General features: G+C 42.0%; 18 protein-coding genes. 10 read left to right on the plus strand and 8 right to left on the minus strand.

The window, feature by feature from the left end; all coding sequences use genetic code 11:
• Positions 1-701 precede the first annotated feature (701 nt).
• The 8 genes from WA407_RS18910 (at position 702) to WA407_RS18945 (ending at position 6137) form a co-directional block, all read left to right on the plus strand.
• Positions 702-1319 (plus strand): DUF4355 domain-containing protein, encoded by a 618-nt coding sequence (locus WA407_RS18910; RefSeq protein ID WP_336078103.1) that lies wholly within the window; start codon positions 702-704, stop codon positions 1317-1319.
• Between the two features lie 27 nt (positions 1320-1346).
• Complete coding sequence (locus tag WA407_RS18915) at positions 1347-2177, plus strand: phage major capsid protein (RefSeq protein ID WP_336078104.1); 831 nt, start codon at positions 1347-1349, stop codon at positions 2175-2177.
• A 97-nt stretch (positions 2178-2274) separates the two neighbouring features.
• Positions 2275-2493 (plus strand): hypothetical protein, encoded by a 219-nt coding sequence (locus tag WA407_RS18920; RefSeq protein ID WP_336078105.1) that lies wholly within the window; start codon positions 2275-2277, stop codon positions 2491-2493.
• On the plus strand, positions 2486-2797 hold the full coding sequence (locus WA407_RS18925; protein WP_336078106.1) for a phage head-tail connector protein: 312 nt from the start codon (positions 2486-2488) through the stop codon (positions 2795-2797). Before WA407_RS18920 ends, WA407_RS18925 begins: the two co-directional genes overlap by 8 nt.
• Positions 2797-3087 carry a hypothetical protein gene (locus WA407_RS18930; protein WP_336078107.1) on the plus strand — a complete coding sequence of 97 codons (291 nt, stop codon included), beginning with the start codon at positions 2797-2799 and terminating at the stop codon, positions 3085-3087. Before WA407_RS18925 ends, WA407_RS18930 begins: the two co-directional genes overlap by 1 nt.
• Positions 3084-4235, plus strand: a complete 1152-nt coding sequence (locus WA407_RS18935; RefSeq protein ID WP_336078108.1) for an Ig-like domain-containing protein — start codon at positions 3084-3086, stop codon at positions 4233-4235. Before WA407_RS18930 ends, WA407_RS18935 begins: the two co-directional genes overlap by 4 nt.
• A 63-nt stretch (positions 4236-4298) precedes the next feature.
• A complete protein-coding gene (locus WA407_RS18940; RefSeq protein ID WP_268794278.1) occupies positions 4299-4424 on the plus strand; it encodes an SHOCT domain-containing protein in 126 nt (41 codons plus the stop codon).
• 90 nt (positions 4425-4514) lie between these two features.
• Positions 4515-6137 (plus strand): recombinase family protein, encoded by a 1623-nt coding sequence (locus WA407_RS18945; protein ID WP_336078109.1) that lies wholly within the window; start codon positions 4515-4517, stop codon positions 6135-6137.
• 28 nt (positions 6138-6165) lie between these two features.
• Here WA407_RS18945 and WA407_RS18950 read toward each other — a convergent pair whose 3' ends face one another.
• The 8 genes from WA407_RS18950 to WA407_RS18985 all read right to left on the minus strand — a co-directional run bounded on the left by WA407_RS18950 (position 6166) and on the right by WA407_RS18985 (position 14311).
• Entirely contained in the window at positions 6166-6453 is a 288-nt protein-coding gene (locus WA407_RS18950; RefSeq protein WP_336078110.1) for a hypothetical protein, read from the minus strand.
• A gap of 132 nt (positions 6454-6585) precedes the next feature.
• Complete coding sequence (locus WA407_RS18955) at positions 6586-7089, minus strand: hypothetical protein (protein ID WP_336078111.1); 504 nt, start codon at positions 7087-7089, stop codon at positions 6586-6588.
• Between the two features lie 18 nt (positions 7090-7107).
• Positions 7108-10005: a contractile injection system protein, VgrG/Pvc8 family gene (locus WA407_RS18960; RefSeq protein ID WP_336078112.1), complete on the minus strand. Its 2898-nt coding sequence runs from the start codon at positions 10003-10005 to the stop codon at positions 7108-7110.
• A gap of 25 nt (positions 10006-10030) precedes the next feature.
• Positions 10031-10486 (minus strand): DUF4280 domain-containing protein, encoded by a 456-nt coding sequence (locus WA407_RS18965; protein WP_336078113.1) that lies wholly within the window; start codon positions 10484-10486, stop codon positions 10031-10033.
• Between the two features lie 31 nt (positions 10487-10517).
• Entirely contained in the window at positions 10518-11147 is a 630-nt protein-coding gene (locus tag WA407_RS18970; RefSeq protein WP_336078114.1) for a hypothetical protein, read from the minus strand.
• A gap of 12 nt (positions 11148-11159) precedes the next feature.
• Positions 11160-11672, minus strand: a complete 513-nt coding sequence (locus tag WA407_RS18975) for an imm11 family protein (RefSeq protein WP_336078115.1) — start codon at positions 11670-11672, stop codon at positions 11160-11162.
• Between the two features lie 12 nt (positions 11673-11684).
• Positions 11685-12788: a pentapeptide repeat-containing protein gene (locus tag WA407_RS18980; RefSeq protein WP_336078116.1), complete on the minus strand. Its 1104-nt coding sequence runs from the start codon at positions 12786-12788 to the stop codon at positions 11685-11687.
• 20 nt (positions 12789-12808) lie between these two features.
• Positions 12809-14311 carry a hypothetical protein gene (locus WA407_RS18985; protein WP_336078117.1) on the minus strand — a complete coding sequence of 501 codons (1503 nt, stop codon included), beginning with the start codon at positions 14309-14311 and terminating at the stop codon, positions 12809-12811.
• A gap of 540 nt (positions 14312-14851) precedes the next feature.
• On the opposite strand from WA407_RS18985, the gene WA407_RS18990 reads away from it, so the two are divergent.
• Both WA407_RS18990 and WA407_RS18995 read left to right on the plus strand, forming a co-directional pair.
• Positions 14852-15439 carry a restriction endonuclease subunit S gene (locus WA407_RS18990; RefSeq protein WP_250245158.1) on the plus strand — a complete coding sequence of 196 codons (588 nt, stop codon included), beginning with the start codon at positions 14852-14854 and terminating at the stop codon, positions 15437-15439.
• A gap of 4 nt (positions 15440-15443) precedes the next feature.
• Positions 15444-18500 (plus strand): type I restriction endonuclease subunit R, encoded by a 3057-nt coding sequence (locus tag WA407_RS18995; RefSeq protein WP_336078118.1) that lies wholly within the window; start codon positions 15444-15446, stop codon positions 18498-18500.
• Positions 18501-18541 lie beyond the last annotated feature (41 nt).

Consider the following 18541-nt stretch of genomic DNA (forward strand, 5'->3'; position numbering starts at 1 on the left):
TGCTCACAGGATGGCCCATGTGTATTCTTTAGTCAAAATGATACTCTGCCCCGTTGTATATATTTTGAAAAAGGAGTTTTATCCGTAGACGAGAAGCTGGAACGAGAATATAAGTCTGAGCGGAATGTGAAGACTGAGTTTAAAACAGCGCAACCGAGGGTGAACTGTCAGAAATGTGGGACTGCATTTTCAGCTCATTCGAATCGGCAAAAATACTGTGAGAAATGTAGAGATAAGAATGCAAACGAAAAGTCGAAATTACGGATGCGCCAGATGAGAAAAAGCAGGCTCGATGTTACGCTTTAGGCTATCCAAAAGCCATATAAACTAAGGGTGAAAAACAACCGTAAATGGTGAGGGAGTATGTTAGTACCTATTTCTCATTTTTGCGGCTTCTAATGCGTAACATCATTGTATCGGATATGACGTTAAACGAATTCAACATACATATGCGTGTTCGAAAGCTCGAACCTATACAGACTTACGGTGTTACGCTTTAGGCTATCAAAAATCCAAATGAAATAAGGGTTAAAAATACCCAAAAGTGGGGAGTCGGTATGTTTGTACCTTTTCCTCGTTTTTGTGATTTCAAAAGCGTAACATCCCTGTCCTGAGCATGACATTAAACGGCTCAATTAATACATACATATGTGTGTTTGGTTCTGTGGAGTCGAATGGGCAATGAAGGAGATTAATCGAAAATGAATTTAGAACAAGTGAAGCAATTAATTGAGGAAAACCAAACAAACGAGGAATGGCAATCGTATCTTCGGGGATTGAATCCGTATAGCGTAGAAGGGATAGAGCAATACATTCAATCTAATCATGATGTAAGAAGTTGGTTCGATAGCACCGTGGACAAACGATCAGCCAAATCGTTGGAAACGTGGAAGACCAATCATCTGGAAAGTGCAGTGGACGCTGAGATCAAGAAGCGATTTCCGGCGAAGGATGAGAAAGAAATCGAGGTCGAGAAGCTACGTGCCGAAGTCGAAAATATGAAGTTAGAGAAGCAGCGTGAACGGTTAACCAGTCAAGCGATCAAAATTGCATCCGAAAAGAAACTTCCACTCCCGTTAGTGGATTTTTTTATTGGTACAGATGAAGAAGGGACGACAGCGAATTTAGCTATGTTGGAACAATCGCTGCAAGTGGCTGTACAGCAGCAAATTGAGCAACGACTCAAAGGAGATGGCTATACTCCTCCGGCTGGTTCAACAGGTAACACATTCACATTGGATACGATTAAAAGAATGTCCCCAAACGAGATTAATCAGCATTGGGATCAAGTCAAACAAGCATTACAAAACAAACAATAATGAACGAAAAGGACAAGGTGATTAAATATGACAGTACAACATTTTATTCCTACCATTTGGAGCGCACGTTTAAATGAGAGTCTGAAAAAGAATCTCGTATACGGTAATGTGGTCAACACTGATTATGAAGGTGAGATTAGAGGTCAAGGTTCCACCGTGAAAATCAATTCCATTGGGGCAGTAACGATTGGCAATTATGATAAAGATGCTGGAATTGGCAATCCGCAGGAACTAGACGCTACGCAAAAAACGTTGGTGATCGATCAGGCGAAGTATTTCAATTTTCAAGTGGATGATGTCAATGCCGCTCAAGCGAATGTAAATCTACTGGATGGTGGAATCGTGGAAGCTTCGTATGGACTCGCCAATGTAGTGGATCAGTATCTTGCTGGATTCTACACAGAGGTTAAAGCTGAGAATACAATTGGTAACGATACAACGCCTATAATTCCAACCAAAGATACAGCCTATGATTTACTGATTGATTTAGGTGTGCTACTGGATGAGAACAATGTGCCTGAAAGCGAGCGTTTTGTAGTGGTTCCTGCATGGTACTATGGCTTGCTGCTGAAAGATGCTCGTTTCACCAAAGACCCAAATATTATCCGCACAGGTTATGTAGGGGAGATTGATGGCATGACCGTTTATAAATCCAATAATGTGCCGAATACCACAGGAGCCAAGTATAAAATTATTGCAGGTCATAAGAGTGCCATTTCGTTTGCCGGGCAAGTGGATTCGGTGGAAGCCTTCAGACCAGAGAAACAATTTTCAGATGCAGTAAAAGGATTGCAAGTGTTTGGAGCCAAATGTATCAAGCCGGAAGCTCTCGCTGTACTCACAGCCAATAAGTCTTAATTGAAATTAGGATGATATGAGACACATTATAATAGAAGAAACACGTTCGGGGTATCCGTTTTGGATGCCCTATTTTCAATTTAGGAGGGACAAAAAGATGTGGTTTTTGAATAAAGAAACAGGCTGCACATGGGAAGTCACAGATCAGGAGTTAATGCTGCGGTTACAGGCTAGTGGGCATTATGAGCAAGTAGAGGAACCTCAACCAGATGAGACTGAACAAGGTGTAGCCCAAACGAAAGCTCAAGTTGTCAAGAATATGAAACGTACCGAGAAGGCACAGGTAAAGGAGGAACAGGAGCCAGTACATGAGTGAGCTAATGGATTTGATGAAACGATTATTGAGCATGGAGCCAACAGACATATCCAAGGATGATATCCTGATTCACTACTTAAACAAAGCCAAGGGTAATATTCTGGGCTATTGCAATGTAAATGTACTTCCTACGGAATACGATGATGTCATGGTCGATTATGCGGTGTATTTATATAAAAATAGGGATTCGGTTGGACTCATAAATAAGCAGGAAGGTGAACGCTCAGCTACCTATGAATCAGGCATTCCAGCAAGTATTCGACTTGCTCTTCCTTTACCTAAAATCAAGGTCGGAACAGATTAATGTTTTACGATACGAAGCTGGAGATTTTAGATGATACTCATTTCAACCCTGTTCTGTCAGTGATGGCAGATGTACAACCTTATCGTAAAAATTTTTCATTCGAAGATGGTTACATACTAGAGATGACACATCGAGCTTTCTGTCCATTGGAATCCTCATTGCAATTAAACGGCTATGTTCAAATCTACACGAGTATCTTTATTATTTTGGACATCAAGGAATGGAGTGATTATATGGAATTGTATCTATTTCGCTGCAAGCCAGATTTTGCACTGGAGGTGAAGGAGTGACACGAAGCTTAGAACCCATGCTGGATTTCTTTCTGCGAGAGAAGGGAGAGCTTGTGCATATCAATGGTATGCGACAGCTTGCTCTGATTCGAGATGCGGCAAATAATATTCAAAGCACCGATGAAAAAATTATTCGAGCAGCAACACCTTTACATACAGGAGATATCGTGGATTATCGTGATGAATGTTATCTGATCACCAGTCAGGTGGATCAAAATGAACAATCTTGTCGAGGCAGGATGCGAAAATGTAATCAACGGCTGGCTTTAAACTGGAATGGACAGGTAAAATGGTTTGATGCTGTGGTGGAAGCCAGAACATTTTCAACGGAAACAGGTAAAGTTATTTCCATGCCAGAGGGCAACATTCTGGTTAGTCTACAGGACAATGCAGACACGCGAAACATCGCATTGAACCAACGATTCTACATTACCCATCAGCCATTTAAAATAGTTGGAATTGACCGCACGATGAATGGCATCATCCAATTGAGTTGTCTAATGGATAGCATAAATACAGCTTATGATGACGTGGAACATAACATTTCTGACCGATGGAAGTACGAGATTGCTCATACCTACGCATTACATATCAATCACGGAACGATAACCTATGTACGGCTCAACGAAATAATACCGTTGAATGTGACCGCTACGGATAATGGGAATGAGATAGCCAATCCGACGATTACCTATACATCCAGTGATCCGAGTGTAATTAGCGTAGACCAGCAAGGACAGGTTATGGGCATTGCTTTGGGACAAGCAAGAATCACTGCGAAATTAACGTATCACCCAGCAGTACAAAGTAGCATTGAAATGAGAGTCGTCGAAACAGGAACGCATATCTATTCGATAACCATAACCGGCAGTCCTACGCTTAAAACAGGCCAAAGCGCCTCATACGTCAGTCATATCTATGATCATGGAACAGAAGTGTTTGGCCAGTCTGTAGAGTGGAGCCTACGGAATCAGGATCATTCCACTCCGGTTATGGGGAGCATAACAGCCAGCACAGGAAATAGTGTGACGGTGAAAGCCGGAAGCAGTAGTGGGGCGAACAATAAAGCCCTTGTGTTGACGGCCACCTTAGTAAGCGATTCTAGCATGACCATAGAAAAGACCATTAGCCTTAAGAATTTATTCTAAGCTTTATAGCCTATCGGCTTGCCTTTGTGGTGAGCCATTTTTATTTCAAAGGAGCACATACATATGCAACGAAAATCTATTGATTATTTGCTCAGTCTGAGTCTATTGAAGCAATTGAGATCACAAAATGTCATTACAGAAGAAGAATTTATAGCGATTGATGAGCTTAATAAAAAATCTTTCAAGTAGCTATAACATGGGCAGAAATGGACTTGATGATGTTCCGCAAGCATTATACCATGTGACCGTATAAAGAAGATATCGAAGGGAGAAACACCTATGGCCCAAGCCACAACCGCAAAAAAAGTCGTCGTCGTACCCATTAAAACGATGGACATCGTAGAGGGAATTCAATCTATTCAAAAGAAGAAAGTCGCTGCCTATTGCCGGGTTAGTACCGATTCTGAGGAGCAAAAGGAAAGCTATACCAATCAGGTCAATTACTATACCCAATACATTCAAAACAACTTGGAATGGGAAATGGCTGATATTTACGCAGATGAAGGGATCACTGGAACCAGTACCAAAAATAGAACGCACTTTAATCGAATGATACAGGATGCCCGAAACGGTAAACTAGATCTGATTCTGGTCAAGTCGATTTCGAGATTTGCAAGGAATACACTGGATTTATTGAAATATGTACGGGAACTTAAAAGTCTCGGAGTGGCTGTATTTTTTGAACGAGAGAATATTAATACGCTCGATACAACAGGTGAAGTATTACTGACCATCCTGAGTTCTCTTGCCCAAGATGAGAGTCGAAACATTTCTGAAAACAGCCGATGGGGAATACTACGTGGCTTCCAAAACGGTAAAGTCTTCTGCAACACGAATCGCTTCCTTGGCTATGACAAGGATGAACATGGTGAATTGGTGATTAACGAGCCAGAAGCAGAGATTGTACGCAGAATATACGAGGAGTATTTGGATGGCAAAAGCTATCAGGCGATAGCCAGAGGTTTGATGCGAGATCACATTAAAACAGTCACGGGTGGCGATACTTGGTGGGATTCCTCGATTACCTTAATTCTGACCAATGAGAAATATTACGGAGCTTTGCTTCAGCAAAAGACGGTGACGGTAGATTTTCTAACCCACAAACGAATAAGGAATAAAGGACAGGAGCAGCAATATTTAATTGAGGACAACCATGAACCGATTGTATCCAAGGAACTATTTGAAGCGGTGCAAAAGGAAAAGGAACGGAGGGCCAAGCTGAAAGGGAGTGTGATGGGAGAGAGTAAAAGATACTCCAGTAAATACGCACTGAGCAGTAAAGTGTATTGTGGATGCTGCGGAGCTATTTTCAAACGCCGAACCTGGAACAGCAATAATCCATCCAAAAAAGTGGTATGGCAATGCAAAACGTATGTCAATGAAGGTAGAGCAGCGTGTGATGCCAAGTCGGTCGATGAACCAATTTTACATTCCGCGTTTGTACGATTGTTCAACCGGATGTATAAGAATAAGAAAAGATTCATACGAACGCTAAAAGCCAATATAGAATCGGTGCTTTCCAGCAAAGTAGGGCAAGAACCGCTATTGGACATCGAAGGACAGATGCAACAATTGAAATCGGATTTGAAGGAACTGGTGAACCTCAAGCTACGGAATCAGATTGACGAGAGCGTATATGATGAAGAAACGAACAGACTTTCCAGCGAGCTCAACGAGCTACGGCAACAGATGCTGATATTAGAGGAGGAGCATGAGCAGCAAGCGAAAATCAAGGAACGTGTCGATGAAATTATCCAAGTACTAAGCACACAGCAGGATATACTGGAACAATTTGATGATAACCTATTTAATGCGTTGGTGGAGAAGATAACCATTCTCTCACCAGCGCATTTTGTTTTTACCTTGAAAAGTGGAATGAGCATAGACGAAATACTGGACTAAAAAAATCATAGACTAAAGTGATCAAAAGCTAACGAATAGCTGTGGGTTGTATGACGGGAAGGATCAATCGAATCCCGTCTTTAACTCCTTCCATATACATGGATTGTTTATCTTGACTTAGCTGATAGCCTATGGCTTCTTCCCATTCGGATAGCAGGCGTTGAATATCCTCGTTTTGATTCATTTTGAATTGATCCATTTGGGTGAATAGATTTTTGTCCTTTGTTGAACATGAAACCTGTTGTTCACTGGCAAGTTCTAATTGATAAAACCGCTGGCATAATGCTTCTTGAAACCAATCAGGCCAATCTGACATAGTGCATTTCCCTCCCGTTGTTGAAGTGTGTGTATGTTAACTCTGATGGGGAGGGATGGCAAGTCATTGTTTTTATAGTGTGGCTAACCTTTGTATCAGATATTTACCAAATACATATAATAATTCCATTTGTTACTCGTCAGGTCCTTTAATAATAGTTATAGTAGTCTCTTTTTCAACAAATACAAGTTCATCATTAACATCCTGATAATATATATCTTTAAAATTAATATTTAACATATTTTTTATTATTCGAAAATTGTGCAGTTCATTTATATACAAATATAGCTTATTAATAATTAAACGTTGAGCATCAATGTGCATTTCTATCTTAGTTAAATCATCTGTTAATCGTTCAATATTACGCAAGTTCCATACTTTTATACCTTTTTGCTCCACCTCTTCTATTTTTACCATGCCAAACAAACTAGCCAGTTCTTGGTAATTAGGATTTCCTTCTCGAAAAATTTCTATTATCTCCTTTACTAATTCATCCAATGAATCTTCCCTAAATTTTTTCCTGAGTAAATCTGGTGAATCATCAAAAAGCCAAGAACCTATATCGTTAAAACTATCATTTCCTGAATCCAATACCCCAATTATACTAGGTTTAGTATAAAGAAATTTCTTATTCAATTTTTATCGCCTTCCCTTTTATTGTCGTTTATACTCTCCACCAATTTTTTCTGCTACCTTATCATAAAACATATCCCATGCTTCATCCATTCGCCCCTCTTTATATAACTTATTGAAATTAATATCCGATCTTAATTCCTCTTGGACTAATCGATACACCATTCGAACAGACTGACCATCAACTTTCCATCCGTCAATTCCTCTAGTCATATTGAACGATTTTCCATTGGGAGTTATTGCTCTCATCTCTAGCATATCAAAGTCCACGGCTACCATTATATCTTCTAAACTAAATGGACCATTGCTAGGATGATTATGTGTAAACACGGCATCTTTTCCTGCGTGCCTATAATCACTAATATCTATTGCCTTCTCAGTACCGACAACTGTGTCCCCAATTAAATTACCATCCTTGTCAAAAAACTGCCCATGCTCTTTAGATTCATGTCTGATTCGCTCTTCTACTTCTGTAATTTTAGTATAGTCGTACTTAATTTTTCCCGTCCCCTTATTCCCTTTACCCGTGTACTCTCCTGATTCTAACGCATCAATCTGTTTTTGTCTCTCAGGAGAAACTTTCGAACCTGCACCTTTGGAATGCGGAACATCAGGACCAGGATCATGAAACCGATAATGACCTCCAGCAGTTTCGAAAATGGGTAACCTTTTAGTTATACGGATGTTCATCTTTCGGGCTACACTTTGCAAGTAATTCCCCAAGGATTCGAAATTGGTTGGAAAACGGAGGGCATTCGTTTTGAATTTTCCATCTCCAACCTTGGCTAGAGCAGAGTCGGCCTTTACTGAATCTCCGAATAACCCCGGTGTTCCTCCTTTACCGGCTTTCTTTTCTTCAGCTTCTTTGAGTCCTTTAGATAAAGAGGCTTCTTCTTTGCCTAGCTTTCCTAAATTCTTAGTGAGTTTGGCTCCTCCCTTGACGATTGTAAATACATCCACTCCACGCTCCACAGCTTTTATGCTGTCATACCCTGCATCATAACTTTCTTGCTTCGTGTCTGTCAGCGGGTTTGGAATAAAATTGTTCCACTTTTTCACAAGAGGTTCTGTAAAACCATCCCAAGCCTTTTTCCCGTCATTCAGAAGTTCGTTTCCTGATTTTTGAAAAGTGACCGTTTCCGCAATATATCCTCCTGCATGCTTAATGCCTTCAAGGGTCTCATTACGATCGAGGAAACCTTTCCCGGTGACGTTACCGGGCATGACGAAAGGAGTAGCCACCATGACTCCCATATCCACGATATCGACAGCGGAGTTCCATACCCCGCTTAAAAAATCCAAACCCGCATCCCATTCTCCCTTGAGGGTAGAGGTGACATTGTCTTTCACGCGTGCTCCCATTACACTTTGGATTCCCTTTTCAGCGACTTGCTTTTCAAAGTCAGACAAAAGCGGCTCAGGGTAGTACTGATGGAGGGAAGCTATAAGCTGAATTTCCGAACTCACACTGTTGACTTCCTGCTCCAAATCCAATGTATCGGTTGTTGTATTCAAGTGTAAGCCGTTGGTTCCTTTCAGCAGAATGCTTCCTGCTGAAAGACTAAGGCTGCCGGTAGCTTGAATCTGAACATGCTGAGTACTGCTCAGGCTGACACCATGATGGGTATTCATGGAGATGTACAGCGATCCTTCCTGCGCACTCATCGACAGTTCGGAGTTGCCCAAGGATATTTCTTTGCCCTGCGGATTCGCAAAGGATTTGACACCAGGATCGGCTGTTTTACGCTGGTGGCGTTCTGCAGGTGATTCGATCACGGCACCTTGAGCTGCGTGAGATGGAGGGGCAGCAACGCTAGATGGTTTCGTTCGTACCGACTGTATGACCATCGCATCATCTTCGTCTGCACTCGGAAAATACAGCTTCACCTGCGCCCCTTTTTCCGGCATCAGATACCAGACCTGATTGCCCTCGGCAGAGTAGGGGAACCACTGAGCATCCTTGGGATTTTGCTGATTATCCATATCCAAATGTAATCGAACCTGATTGCGGCTGACATCTAATATTTTCCCTTCAATAGCGGCGCCAATGATCGTTCGATTATATATTTTGGGAACCTTCAAGCCCGCCGACAGGGCGCATTCATACGACCAAGTCATCAAGCCACGAATCAATTGGCCTTCACGTTTGGTGATGACGTACGTTTCATGATTGCGCTCGACTTCATCTCCCAGTTGCAACATTTGATCCCACTCAAAGGTATAGCGGGTGTAATCTCCAATCGTGGCAGATTTCCAGCCGTTAGCCTCTTGATCCAAAAAGGGAGCAATCTTGCGCTGCAATGTAAAAGGAATCTCTTTCAATTGAATATGCTGCCTGCCCTGTGGAACACCGATCCAAATTTGCGTATGGTGCGATACGATATTTGGAACGAGAAGAGCTCCTACATGGGAAGCCAGCCGCTTTAAAAAAGTCCAATCCGTCTCCTGATATTGCATGATGAACTGGTTTGTCGCTTTTTTCTCAAAAGCTTCATCGATCTTGTCTGAGCCTTTATAATCGGCCAGTACCGCATCTACAATCTCCACATACTTTTGATGGATGTGTTGAAAAGAACGGTTTTTGAGCTGCGTATCCAGTTTAAAACTATGAGAAATGACGTCGAGATTAACCACGATCTCTTGATGCATGTGCTGTACATCTACGCAGTACAGTTGTCCCATGAATAAGGGATGCTTCTGGTCTTTGGCATCGGAATACCAGAGTTCGACTTTGTCGTCGCTGCTTGCTTTGGTAATGATTGTATCTGCCTGATCGGATTCTAAGCTGCCCGTGATCATCAGTCTGGCATGTTCCCCCAACTCGTGACTCATATGGACGTGACTAAGACGCAGCTTGCCATAGGGCCAAGTGACATGTAAGTGCTGATAGGTAAAGCGGTCTTTTGCTGCGATGTTCATCCCTTACTCTCCTTGCTTGATAAAATCAACTATCCTGTCCGTCATCAATAATGGAGATGATACCTCCACCACCTGATCCTGTGCTGTCTGCACCAAAAAAGGAGGATATCGCCTCTTGTACACCTTGACAGCTACACATTAAGGTCGAATTGTTGAGTAGGGCGGGTGCCCCCTCAATCAATACGTCTTCTTTTCCGCCTGTCCACTTGGACCCAAACGCAATCTCCGGTTCACAAGGAAGACCCTGCTTCAATTTACACAGACCAAAAGCATTGATTTTGCTAATATTGGCTCCACAAATGGCATCGTCCACGTTTAGAACGGGTTTATCTTTAATGAAGACACCGTGGCTGTACATCATATTAAGTACACCAGGGTCTGTACCTTGACTGCACTGTAACTTGGCTCCTCTGACCACATAGGAATGCTCTCCGCTGAGCGCCCCTTGGGCCAGTGCCTTGATAAGTAGGGGTAAAAACATATAAGCACCTCCTTGGATAAAAGGTAAACAATCAGGAAAGCTCCGACCATGTCGCGGTGTGCAGCATGGCATAAGTTAAGGGAACCCATAGGGGAGCATCCTCCAGTTTAAATTGGCAACTCCCGATCACAGCTTTGCCGCGCCAGGAACGTACAAAGACAATCTGATAATAGGGAGAGGGGGAAACTAGAAAAATAGCTTCATAGCAGCCAATGATGGTATCTTGAATAGAAAGAGCCTTTTCATCCACGAGCTTCATACTTGGTTGTGCGCGACTCGTTTGCTCAATCATTTGTTGTTGATAGATTTCTATTTGCGTGGGGTCCAGTTCTTGCCTGCTTTGGTGCAGACCGAACAGAATTCCACCCAGCTTGTCCTGAACAACGAAGCTTTTCGACGGATCTACCGTCTGCCCAGCCCGAACTTCTGGAATAAGAGAGTCCGGCAGGGAAATGGTGAGTTGATTTTCAAAGACAGGAAGGGTTTGAAACCGGATCTCCTGTTCATTCGGTAGGGTTAGCGAGCCTTTCGAAATTCCCTCCATCGCTTCTTCAATAGACACCATCATCCAGCTTTCATCGTTTTCCGCTGTGCTTAGTTGCTCCTTTAATGTTTGTTGATGATGCAGTTTCAGAAAAAATTCATCCCAATGCTCCGTCAAGATTGAACCTCCTTATACGAGTTCTAGCTTTTGTAGCCGAAAACCACTCAAACTCCGCCGAAGCAAGCTTTCAGCAGCCTCCAAGCTAACGATAAAATAAGGTTCCCTCACGTTGGAGAGTCGGAAAAAATGATGTCCATTCACTTTATGGCTATCCAGCACAAGTCGCTTTAGGGTTTGATCATGCGGATAAAATTCAGTTTGTTCTGAAATACCATCCACAGAGGGAACAGATGAAATCCAATATAATTCCTGACGGCTAGGTTCCCGGCTCACGATATACACCTGTTTAAAACGGGCTTGTGTATTGTATAGTTGTAGAATCCGTTTCATCGGATCGGAAAATAGCGGTTGTGAGGTTGAAAACGGTAGCCAGTCCGTGTACTCGGCATCTTCTGTCGCATGAACATTTAAAACCTGAGCCGGAGGCATGCCAACAAATGGCGTTTTAAAAGAGTCTAAATTCATCGGTTTTATGTTTCGGGAAATACGATGATCATCGACCAGCACATAATAATGGCGCATACACATTCCTCCTTATTCCGTCCACACAATAGATTGACGCTGTGCTTCGCTTAGTTTCCAATGCTGTTGGTACTTTCGCGGGACAAGAGTTCCTTGCATCGTAGCCCCCTCAAAATATGCATGTTCAAACGAATGTACATCTGTAAAATCAGCCCCATCCAGGTTGGCGTGTTCAAAACGAAGTCCACATAACCCCGGCACCCGAACTCCATGTTCCCGATACGGCTGTCCACTGGCACTGCTAAAGTTAGCACCTCTCAAGTCGCTATATCTAAAATCCGTGTCGGTCAGTAAGCATCCCTGAAAGCTGCCTCCTGCCAGATTCGCTCGCTGCCAGATGCTTCCGATCAATATGCAGGTGTGAAACTGGCTTTCCCGTAAGTCACTGTGGCTAAAATCGTTATAGCGCAAATCCTTTTGCATCAGGTGAAGGTGGGGAAGAGAGAGCCGCTTTAGGTTTTCGTAAACATAGGGTTCTTCTTCACTGGATTGCAGTAGTTGCTCTTTCACATCATCTGCAATGAGTGCCACCTGATCTTCCACATAAAGATTCTCACTGATATCCTTGTACTCGCCCGTTCGGATGGCTAAACGATCAGCTTTATCAATGGCGAGATACTCAGGCATTTGAACCACTTCTGCCATGCTTAAGCGCAGGAGGGAGTTCACAAACTGATGGAAAAAAGGAGCAGATTCCAGCATCAGTCGTTCAACGTCCACAGAAGTGATCGTCCCCATATATATTTTTCGTTCCTGCTCCAAGGTTTCCAACATGGTACTCATCGGTGCGTAAGCCCATGATGCGTCATAGGTTAGCTTGCAATCGGAATCATCTTCGTACCATTCAGCAGAATAAGCCTCGACCATATATAAGTAGGATTGCTCCAGCATCTGAGTGCGTAAGAAAGAATAGTGGATATAGCCAATCGGTTCTTTTTGACCTTGTTGCTGTATGCTCAAAATGTGTATACACAAATTCCTGAACGATTCTTTGAAGTCGGAGATCAGTTGAGCTTGGTAGCGATGAAACTTGGCTTCCAGCATGTCCAACTGAATGTCCAGCAAAGGTGTAAAATGATGCTCTTTAAAATGGTGTAACGCTGCTTGTTTATCCATCTGCTAGTTCTCACCTCCCGTTAGTTCATCTTAATTTCCGTGCCGGAGAAGGTGGTTTTGTCATCCAGCGTAATCGTGTTGCCTTTACCGGATAGCTCGATTTTTCCGGCGGAAAGCTGGATGTTACCGGAACTCATAACGATATCGGAGGTCGCGCTAATACTCACATTTTTTCCGCTTACAATATCAATGCCCGTTTTATCGTTAATGACAATGGACATGCCGTTGCCGGAGATGACGATTTGATCCGGGGCGAGCATGATTTCTTTGCCGTATTTGGTTCGTAGTGTCTTAATTGCAGGGTCAGCCATTCGATCTGGCGCAGGAGCTGCTGCGGACAATGCTGAAGAAGACTTTGATCCGGCAGACGAAGCAGAAGCAGTCCCATGTCCAGAAGCGGCAGAAGATTTTCCCGCGGAAGGCTGCGGTTCTCTTTTAACTGAACTGATCGCGTACCCTTCTTCTTCCTTATAACTAGGAAAATAGATACGAATGCTGTCCCCGTCCTCAGGCATACAATACCAGCCCGTGTTATCCGCAGATGCATAAATGGTAGAGTAGGGAAACCAGTAATCGGTATTGGGGTCCTGCTGGTCGTCCATATCAAGCTGGGCGCGAATTTTGTCTCGACGGACACTCAGCACCTTGCCATGAATGGAAGCGCCGATAATGGAACGATTATAATCTTTAATGGGACGTAGGCCGCTTCGTGGTGACAGCTTGGCGGTATGTGTCAACACCCCGTCTTTCATCTCCGTCAGCACCTCAGCGACCAGCAAAAGGTGGCCTTTAAAGGTCACTTCATAGCCAGGCTCTAGCAACTTTTCCGTTTCAACTTCATACTGGATAAAATCCGCATCACGCACACCGGGGATATGGTTTTCAGAGGCCGTTTGAAAATCCGCGACCCGTTTGGTGACTTTATAATTGGTGGATTGTATTTCTCCCTTGCTCAGACCCATAGGCAGGCCAAAATAAAACTTCGGTACGCCATAGCCCACCGCAGGAATGAGTGGAGAGTAGAAGTGGGAAGCCATCCGTTTCAGAAATTGCCAATCGGTTTCATCATATTGCATGATAAATGTGCTGATGGGTTTCTTGTGGGACACGACATCCATGGCTTCTGCCTTAGGGTAGCTGGATACAATACTTTCGATCAGCCCCGTATAGGTGAGCTTGGGGTTCTGGAAAGAGCGTTGATGCCGCTTGATATCCAGTTCATAGGTATGAGATATGGCTTCAAAGGTCAGATAATGAACCCCGTGAACGACCTTCTCCTCGACATCTAAGGCAATACCTCGAAACAAGGGTTGTCGGTTTCCATTTTTATCCGTGACAAAAGCTTTGACCTGAGTTTCTTCATCCGAAGCACGTACATACAGCTCTCGCTTTTTCTCCGAGATGATACCTGTACAGATCATTCGGGCATGGTCATTGACTGTTTTTAAGATTTTAAGTTCATGAAGGCGAACGAATTCATAAGGCATAATTTCAATATGACCGTAAGTCACGGTGTTTTCCATGTGTTTCTCCTTCGTGTAGTTGTTTTTGGTAAATATTATTTTGAGATTTCCAGCTAGCATATAATGCTATGGCTAAATCCAGCATATGTATTTATCGGTTAAAAGAGAGATTTAGTTTACAGATTGACCCATTGGTTGGGGTATTTACTATGTGTATTTTTGGAAGCGGGTGATATGGGAGGGAAATGCAGAGTAGAAAAAAACATATAATAGATCAAAAAAATATAATAAAAAGAAATATATCCCTTCCATCGTCTCGACACATGTGGAGTGTGTGGTAGTAATATATTTGAAATAGGTTGGTGGCAATAGGTTAAATGGTTTTTAACTAAATATAGAAGTGTGTTTTATGTTCCCCCGGACGAATGGTTCGGGGGATTTTTTTGACCTCCGGGGTCTTACTTTTACGCAGAAAAGAGTGGCGAAGTGCGATAATATGAAATATAATCGTATTACATATTATCGTTTGACAAAACAAATTTGATGTGATTTAATGTGTAATATAGAATTATTTCAAAAAATGCAATCTGATGTTTGGGGGTGATTTATTTGGAGAAAAGAGGATTAAAAGAGTTCGTAACATTCGTTCCAGGTATAAATCCAACAAGGGCGCAAAAACAGTTTAGTACTCAAGTAATAAATTATTATGACCAGTCGTCTTTTGAAGCTGATTTTAATCATGAGGACGTAGTAGTTGAAGAAGAGTCAAAATCTTTATCTCAAAATAACCTGTCTTTAAATGAAGGCGATGTTGTTATCAGTAACTCATTACAGCTTGCAACAATGGTCGGTAAAAATAATGTTGGTAAAGTGTTGTCCCTTAACTTCACAAAAATCCAGTTTGATAGCGAACAACTTGATAAAAGATTTTTTCTTTACTTGTTTAATGCTTACAAAGAAGTGAGGCGACAAAAAGAAAGGGAGTTACAAGGGAGTGGCCCGATTCTAAGAATTCCACTTCGTGCCCTGGGGGAAATTGTCGTTCCTGTTGTTCCTCTTAAGGAACAGAAGAAAGTAGGCGCTATTTACGCAGAAACATTGAAGTTGCAAAGTAAGTTAAACAAGTACGCGGACTTGATTGAGCAGTTTACGGGCTCAATAATAGAAGAAACCTTAAAGGGGAAATAATCAAATGAAAAGTCAATCGGAATTAGCATTTGAAATTGAAGTTATCGATTATTTGACCAAAATCGGTGGAGTAAAACAATGGGAGTACAAAAAGGACATCAAAACAACCGAACAACTCTGGGATAACTTTAAAACGATCTTAGAACAAAATAATCGCGCTCGTTTGGATGAACCATTGTCTGTCACTGAATTTAACCAGGTGAAGAAAATCATCACTAGTATTGAATCACCTTACCAGGCTGGGCAATTTTTGTATGGTGTGAACGGTGTTTCTGAAATTGAAGTTGACCTTGACAATGGTAAGCATGTGTTTTTGACAGTTTTCGACCAAGCCCAAGTCGGCGGCGGGAACACTGTTTATCAAGTAGTAAATCAAATCAAACGGCCAAAAGTAATGGATGGTAAGCCGAATCGCAGGTTTGACGTGACGTTGCTTATTAATGGTTTGCCAATTATTCAAATCGAATTAAAGAAAGCACTTCACAGCACTACAGAATCCTTAAACCAGATGGAACAGTATATTGCTGAAAAACAATACAGCGGTATCTTTTCAACCTTGCAGATTTTAATCGCGATGACGCAGTTTGATATTCGTTACATGGCAAATACCCCACTCAAAAGCTTTAACCGAGCTTTTGCTTTCAACTGGCAAAACGCAGAAGATGCTCGCCCTATTCGTTCATGGAAGACGTTTGCGGATAAAGTGTTGTCCATTCCAATGGCTCATGATTTGGCAACACGCTACATGGTACTTGATGGTACAAAAAACAAAGAAAGTATCAAAGTCATGCGTCCTTATCAAGTCTATGCCACAAAGCGTGTGCTTGATAAAGTTAGAAAGTTTGACTTCAAATATGATGATGGTAAATTAGGATACATTTGGCACACGACAGGCTCAGGTAAAACAATCACAAGTTTTAAGACAGCGTGGCTTGCAAGCCGTCTATCTAATGTAGATAAAGTTGTCTTCTTGGTTGACCGAATAGCGCTTACCAACCAAACAGCTGATGCCTATAAAGCCTATGATCCAGTTGCAGGTTTTGAAGGGAAAACTGGTGTGGTGGGTGACACAGCCAATATCTCAGACCTTCATCGCAAACTAACGAAGAAAAGCGATAAGAACATCATTGTGACAAGTATCCAAAAGATGTCGCGTTATGTAGCGCGGGACAGCTTCAAGCCACTTAATGAAAATATTCTTTTTATCGTTGATGAAGCCCATCGTTCAACTGGTGACGGTACTGAAAATGAAGGTATGCTCGAAACAATCCGAAAAGCAATTCCTAATTCTGCTTGGGTTGGTTATACTGGGACACCAAAATTCCCCGAAACACGAGAAATCTTTGGTGAACTACTACATGCATATACCATTAAAGAAGCGATTGCGGATAAAAACGTCTTAGGGTTTAACGTTGAATTCAAGGAAACGATCGAGGCTCCCGAAGATCCCACCGAAGATGATATCGATGATAATGTTCGTGGTAGTGTTTACGACTATAGCCCAGAACATGTGAACTTAGTAGTAAAGGACATATTCGATAACTGGAAGAAACGTTCAAATGACCGTAAGTATAATGCCTTGTTTACAGTCCACGTTGGTGGTAATAAAGCAAGTACACCAAGAGCGATGGAATACTTCGATAAGTTTGCGGAAGAGAATGCGAATCGTCCAGCAGATAAACGACTAAAAGTTGCGGTGAGTTTCTCGGCAGATACATCCAATAGTATTCATCAACTGAAAACGAACGAAAACTTGCACAGAGCCATCAAAGCCTATAACGCAATGTTTGGCACAGCTTTTGATATGACGACGGTTAAAGCCTACACAGATGACTTAGCACGGCGGCTTAGCAAGACAGCTGATGATCGTAACTATTTAGATTTGGTAATCGTTGTGGATCAACTTTTGACCGGTTTTGATGCTCCTGAGATGAATACGCTCTATATTGACCGAACACTTAAGGGTGGGAACTTGATTCAGGCATACTCACGTACAAATCGAATGCATAACCTTGTCGATAAGCCTTGGGGAAATGTCGTGAACTATCGTTGGCCGGAGCAAAACGAGTATGAAATGAATAAGGCTTTTGCTATCTATTCAAATCGTGCATCTGCTGACGAACAGCTTTCCCTTGAAGATTTGAAAGAAGGCAACGAAGCGTCTGGTATTATTTCTAAACCATTTAGCAAGGTCCAAGCTGAGATGCAAGAAGTAATCAAGAAGCTTTCAACACTCACAGATGATTTTGTGCAATTACCACCAAGTGAAAAAGCACAGGACGAAGTCTTTGAGAATTTGAAAGAGTATAATCGCTTGCTTAGTCAGTTGAAACAATATACCGAAGATGACGACAAAAATCCCATTTCTGCCTATGATAATCCTGAAGAGTTCTATGAACGTTTAGGTATTACTGAAGAGCAGGAAGTCATTTTAACAACTGTAATCGCCGGTGAGTTGAAGGAACGACGTGCTAAGCGAGAAGACATTGATATTTCGCAAGTCAATCTCTCTATGGTTCATATTCATGATGTTACCATCAACTATGATTACTTGATTGATTTGATTGCTAGAATGGCTGACGAAGTTCACGCGAACGATATTGTGAAAGCGGAAAGCACACGTGATGAAATCCATCTTGAAATTGCTAAGTCTGACAATGAAAAAGAAAAATCTAAGATGCGTAACTTTGTATCTAAGATTTTTTCAAAGGAGTTTGAATTTGATAATTATCCAGCACCTCGAAGTGTTGAAAAAATGAACCAAGCTATGGATAAGGCACAAAAGGATACTAATATCCAACTTGTAACGAACTTCATCCGTATTTGGGGACTTGATAACAGCACAAAGCCTAAGGAACTTGAAAACTTGATTAAGAAACACCGATTAGGTCAAGAGGATATGGATAAACAAGGTGAGTTAACAGCAATCATGAATGACGCAAGAGCTGATTACAAAGAAATTGCAGCTGAAAAGATTGCAGAATTAACTTGGGTACGATATCGCATTGAATTCCGTAAGGCATTTTACGAAATGGCTGACGAAATTAAGAAGGGAGAATAGTCAAGTGATAAAATTAAGCAGACTACAAAAAGGAGAACAGA

The sequence above is a fragment of the Paenibacillus sp. 203 genome (assembly GCF_037027525.1).
GTDB lineage: Bacteria > Bacillota > Bacilli > Paenibacillales > Paenibacillaceae > Paenibacillus > Paenibacillus polymyxa_B.

Coding starts and splice junctions, on each gene's coding strand:
- WA407_RS18980 (WP_336078116.1), bottom strand. CDS start 12,788: ATGGATAAACAAGCAGCGTTACACCATTTTAAAGAGCATCATTTTACA.
- WA407_RS18915 (WP_336078104.1), top strand. CDS start 1,347: ATGACAGTACAACATTTTATTCCTACCATTTGGAGCGCACGTTTAAAT.
- WA407_RS18985 (WP_336078117.1), bottom strand. CDS start 14,311: ATGGAAAACACCGTGACTTACGGTCATATTGAAATTATGCCTTATGAA.
- WA407_RS18995 (WP_336078118.1), top strand. CDS start 15,444: ATGAAAAGTCAATCGGAATTAGCATTTGAAATTGAAGTTATCGATTAT.
- WA407_RS18920 (WP_336078105.1), top strand. CDS start 2,275: ATGTGGTTTTTGAATAAAGAAACAGGCTGCACATGGGAAGTCACAGAT.
- WA407_RS18965 (WP_336078113.1), bottom strand. CDS start 10,486: ATGTTTTTACCCCTACTTATCAAGGCACTGGCCCAAGGGGCGCTCAGC.
- WA407_RS18975 (WP_336078115.1), bottom strand. CDS start 11,672: ATGCGCCATTATTATGTGCTGGTCGATGATCATCGTATTTCCCGAAAC.
- WA407_RS18950 (WP_336078110.1), bottom strand. CDS start 6,453: ATGTCAGATTGGCCTGATTGGTTTCAAGAAGCATTATGCCAGCGGTTT.
- WA407_RS18945 (WP_336078109.1), top strand. CDS start 4,515: ATGGCCCAAGCCACAACCGCAAAAAAAGTCGTCGTCGTACCCATTAAA.
- WA407_RS18960 (WP_336078112.1), bottom strand. CDS start 10,005: ATGAACATCGCAGCAAAAGACCGCTTTACCTATCAGCACTTACATGTC.
- WA407_RS18940 (WP_268794278.1), top strand. CDS start 4,299: ATGCAACGAAAATCTATTGATTATTTGCTCAGTCTGAGTCTATTGAAG.
- WA407_RS18930 (WP_336078107.1), top strand. CDS start 2,797: ATGTTTTACGATACGAAGCTGGAGATTTTAGATGATACTCATTTCAAC.
- WA407_RS18925 (WP_336078106.1), top strand. CDS start 2,486: ATGAGTGAGCTAATGGATTTGATGAAACGATTATTGAGCATGGAGCCA.
- WA407_RS18910 (WP_336078103.1), top strand. CDS start 702: ATGAATTTAGAACAAGTGAAGCAATTAATTGAGGAAAACCAAACAAAC.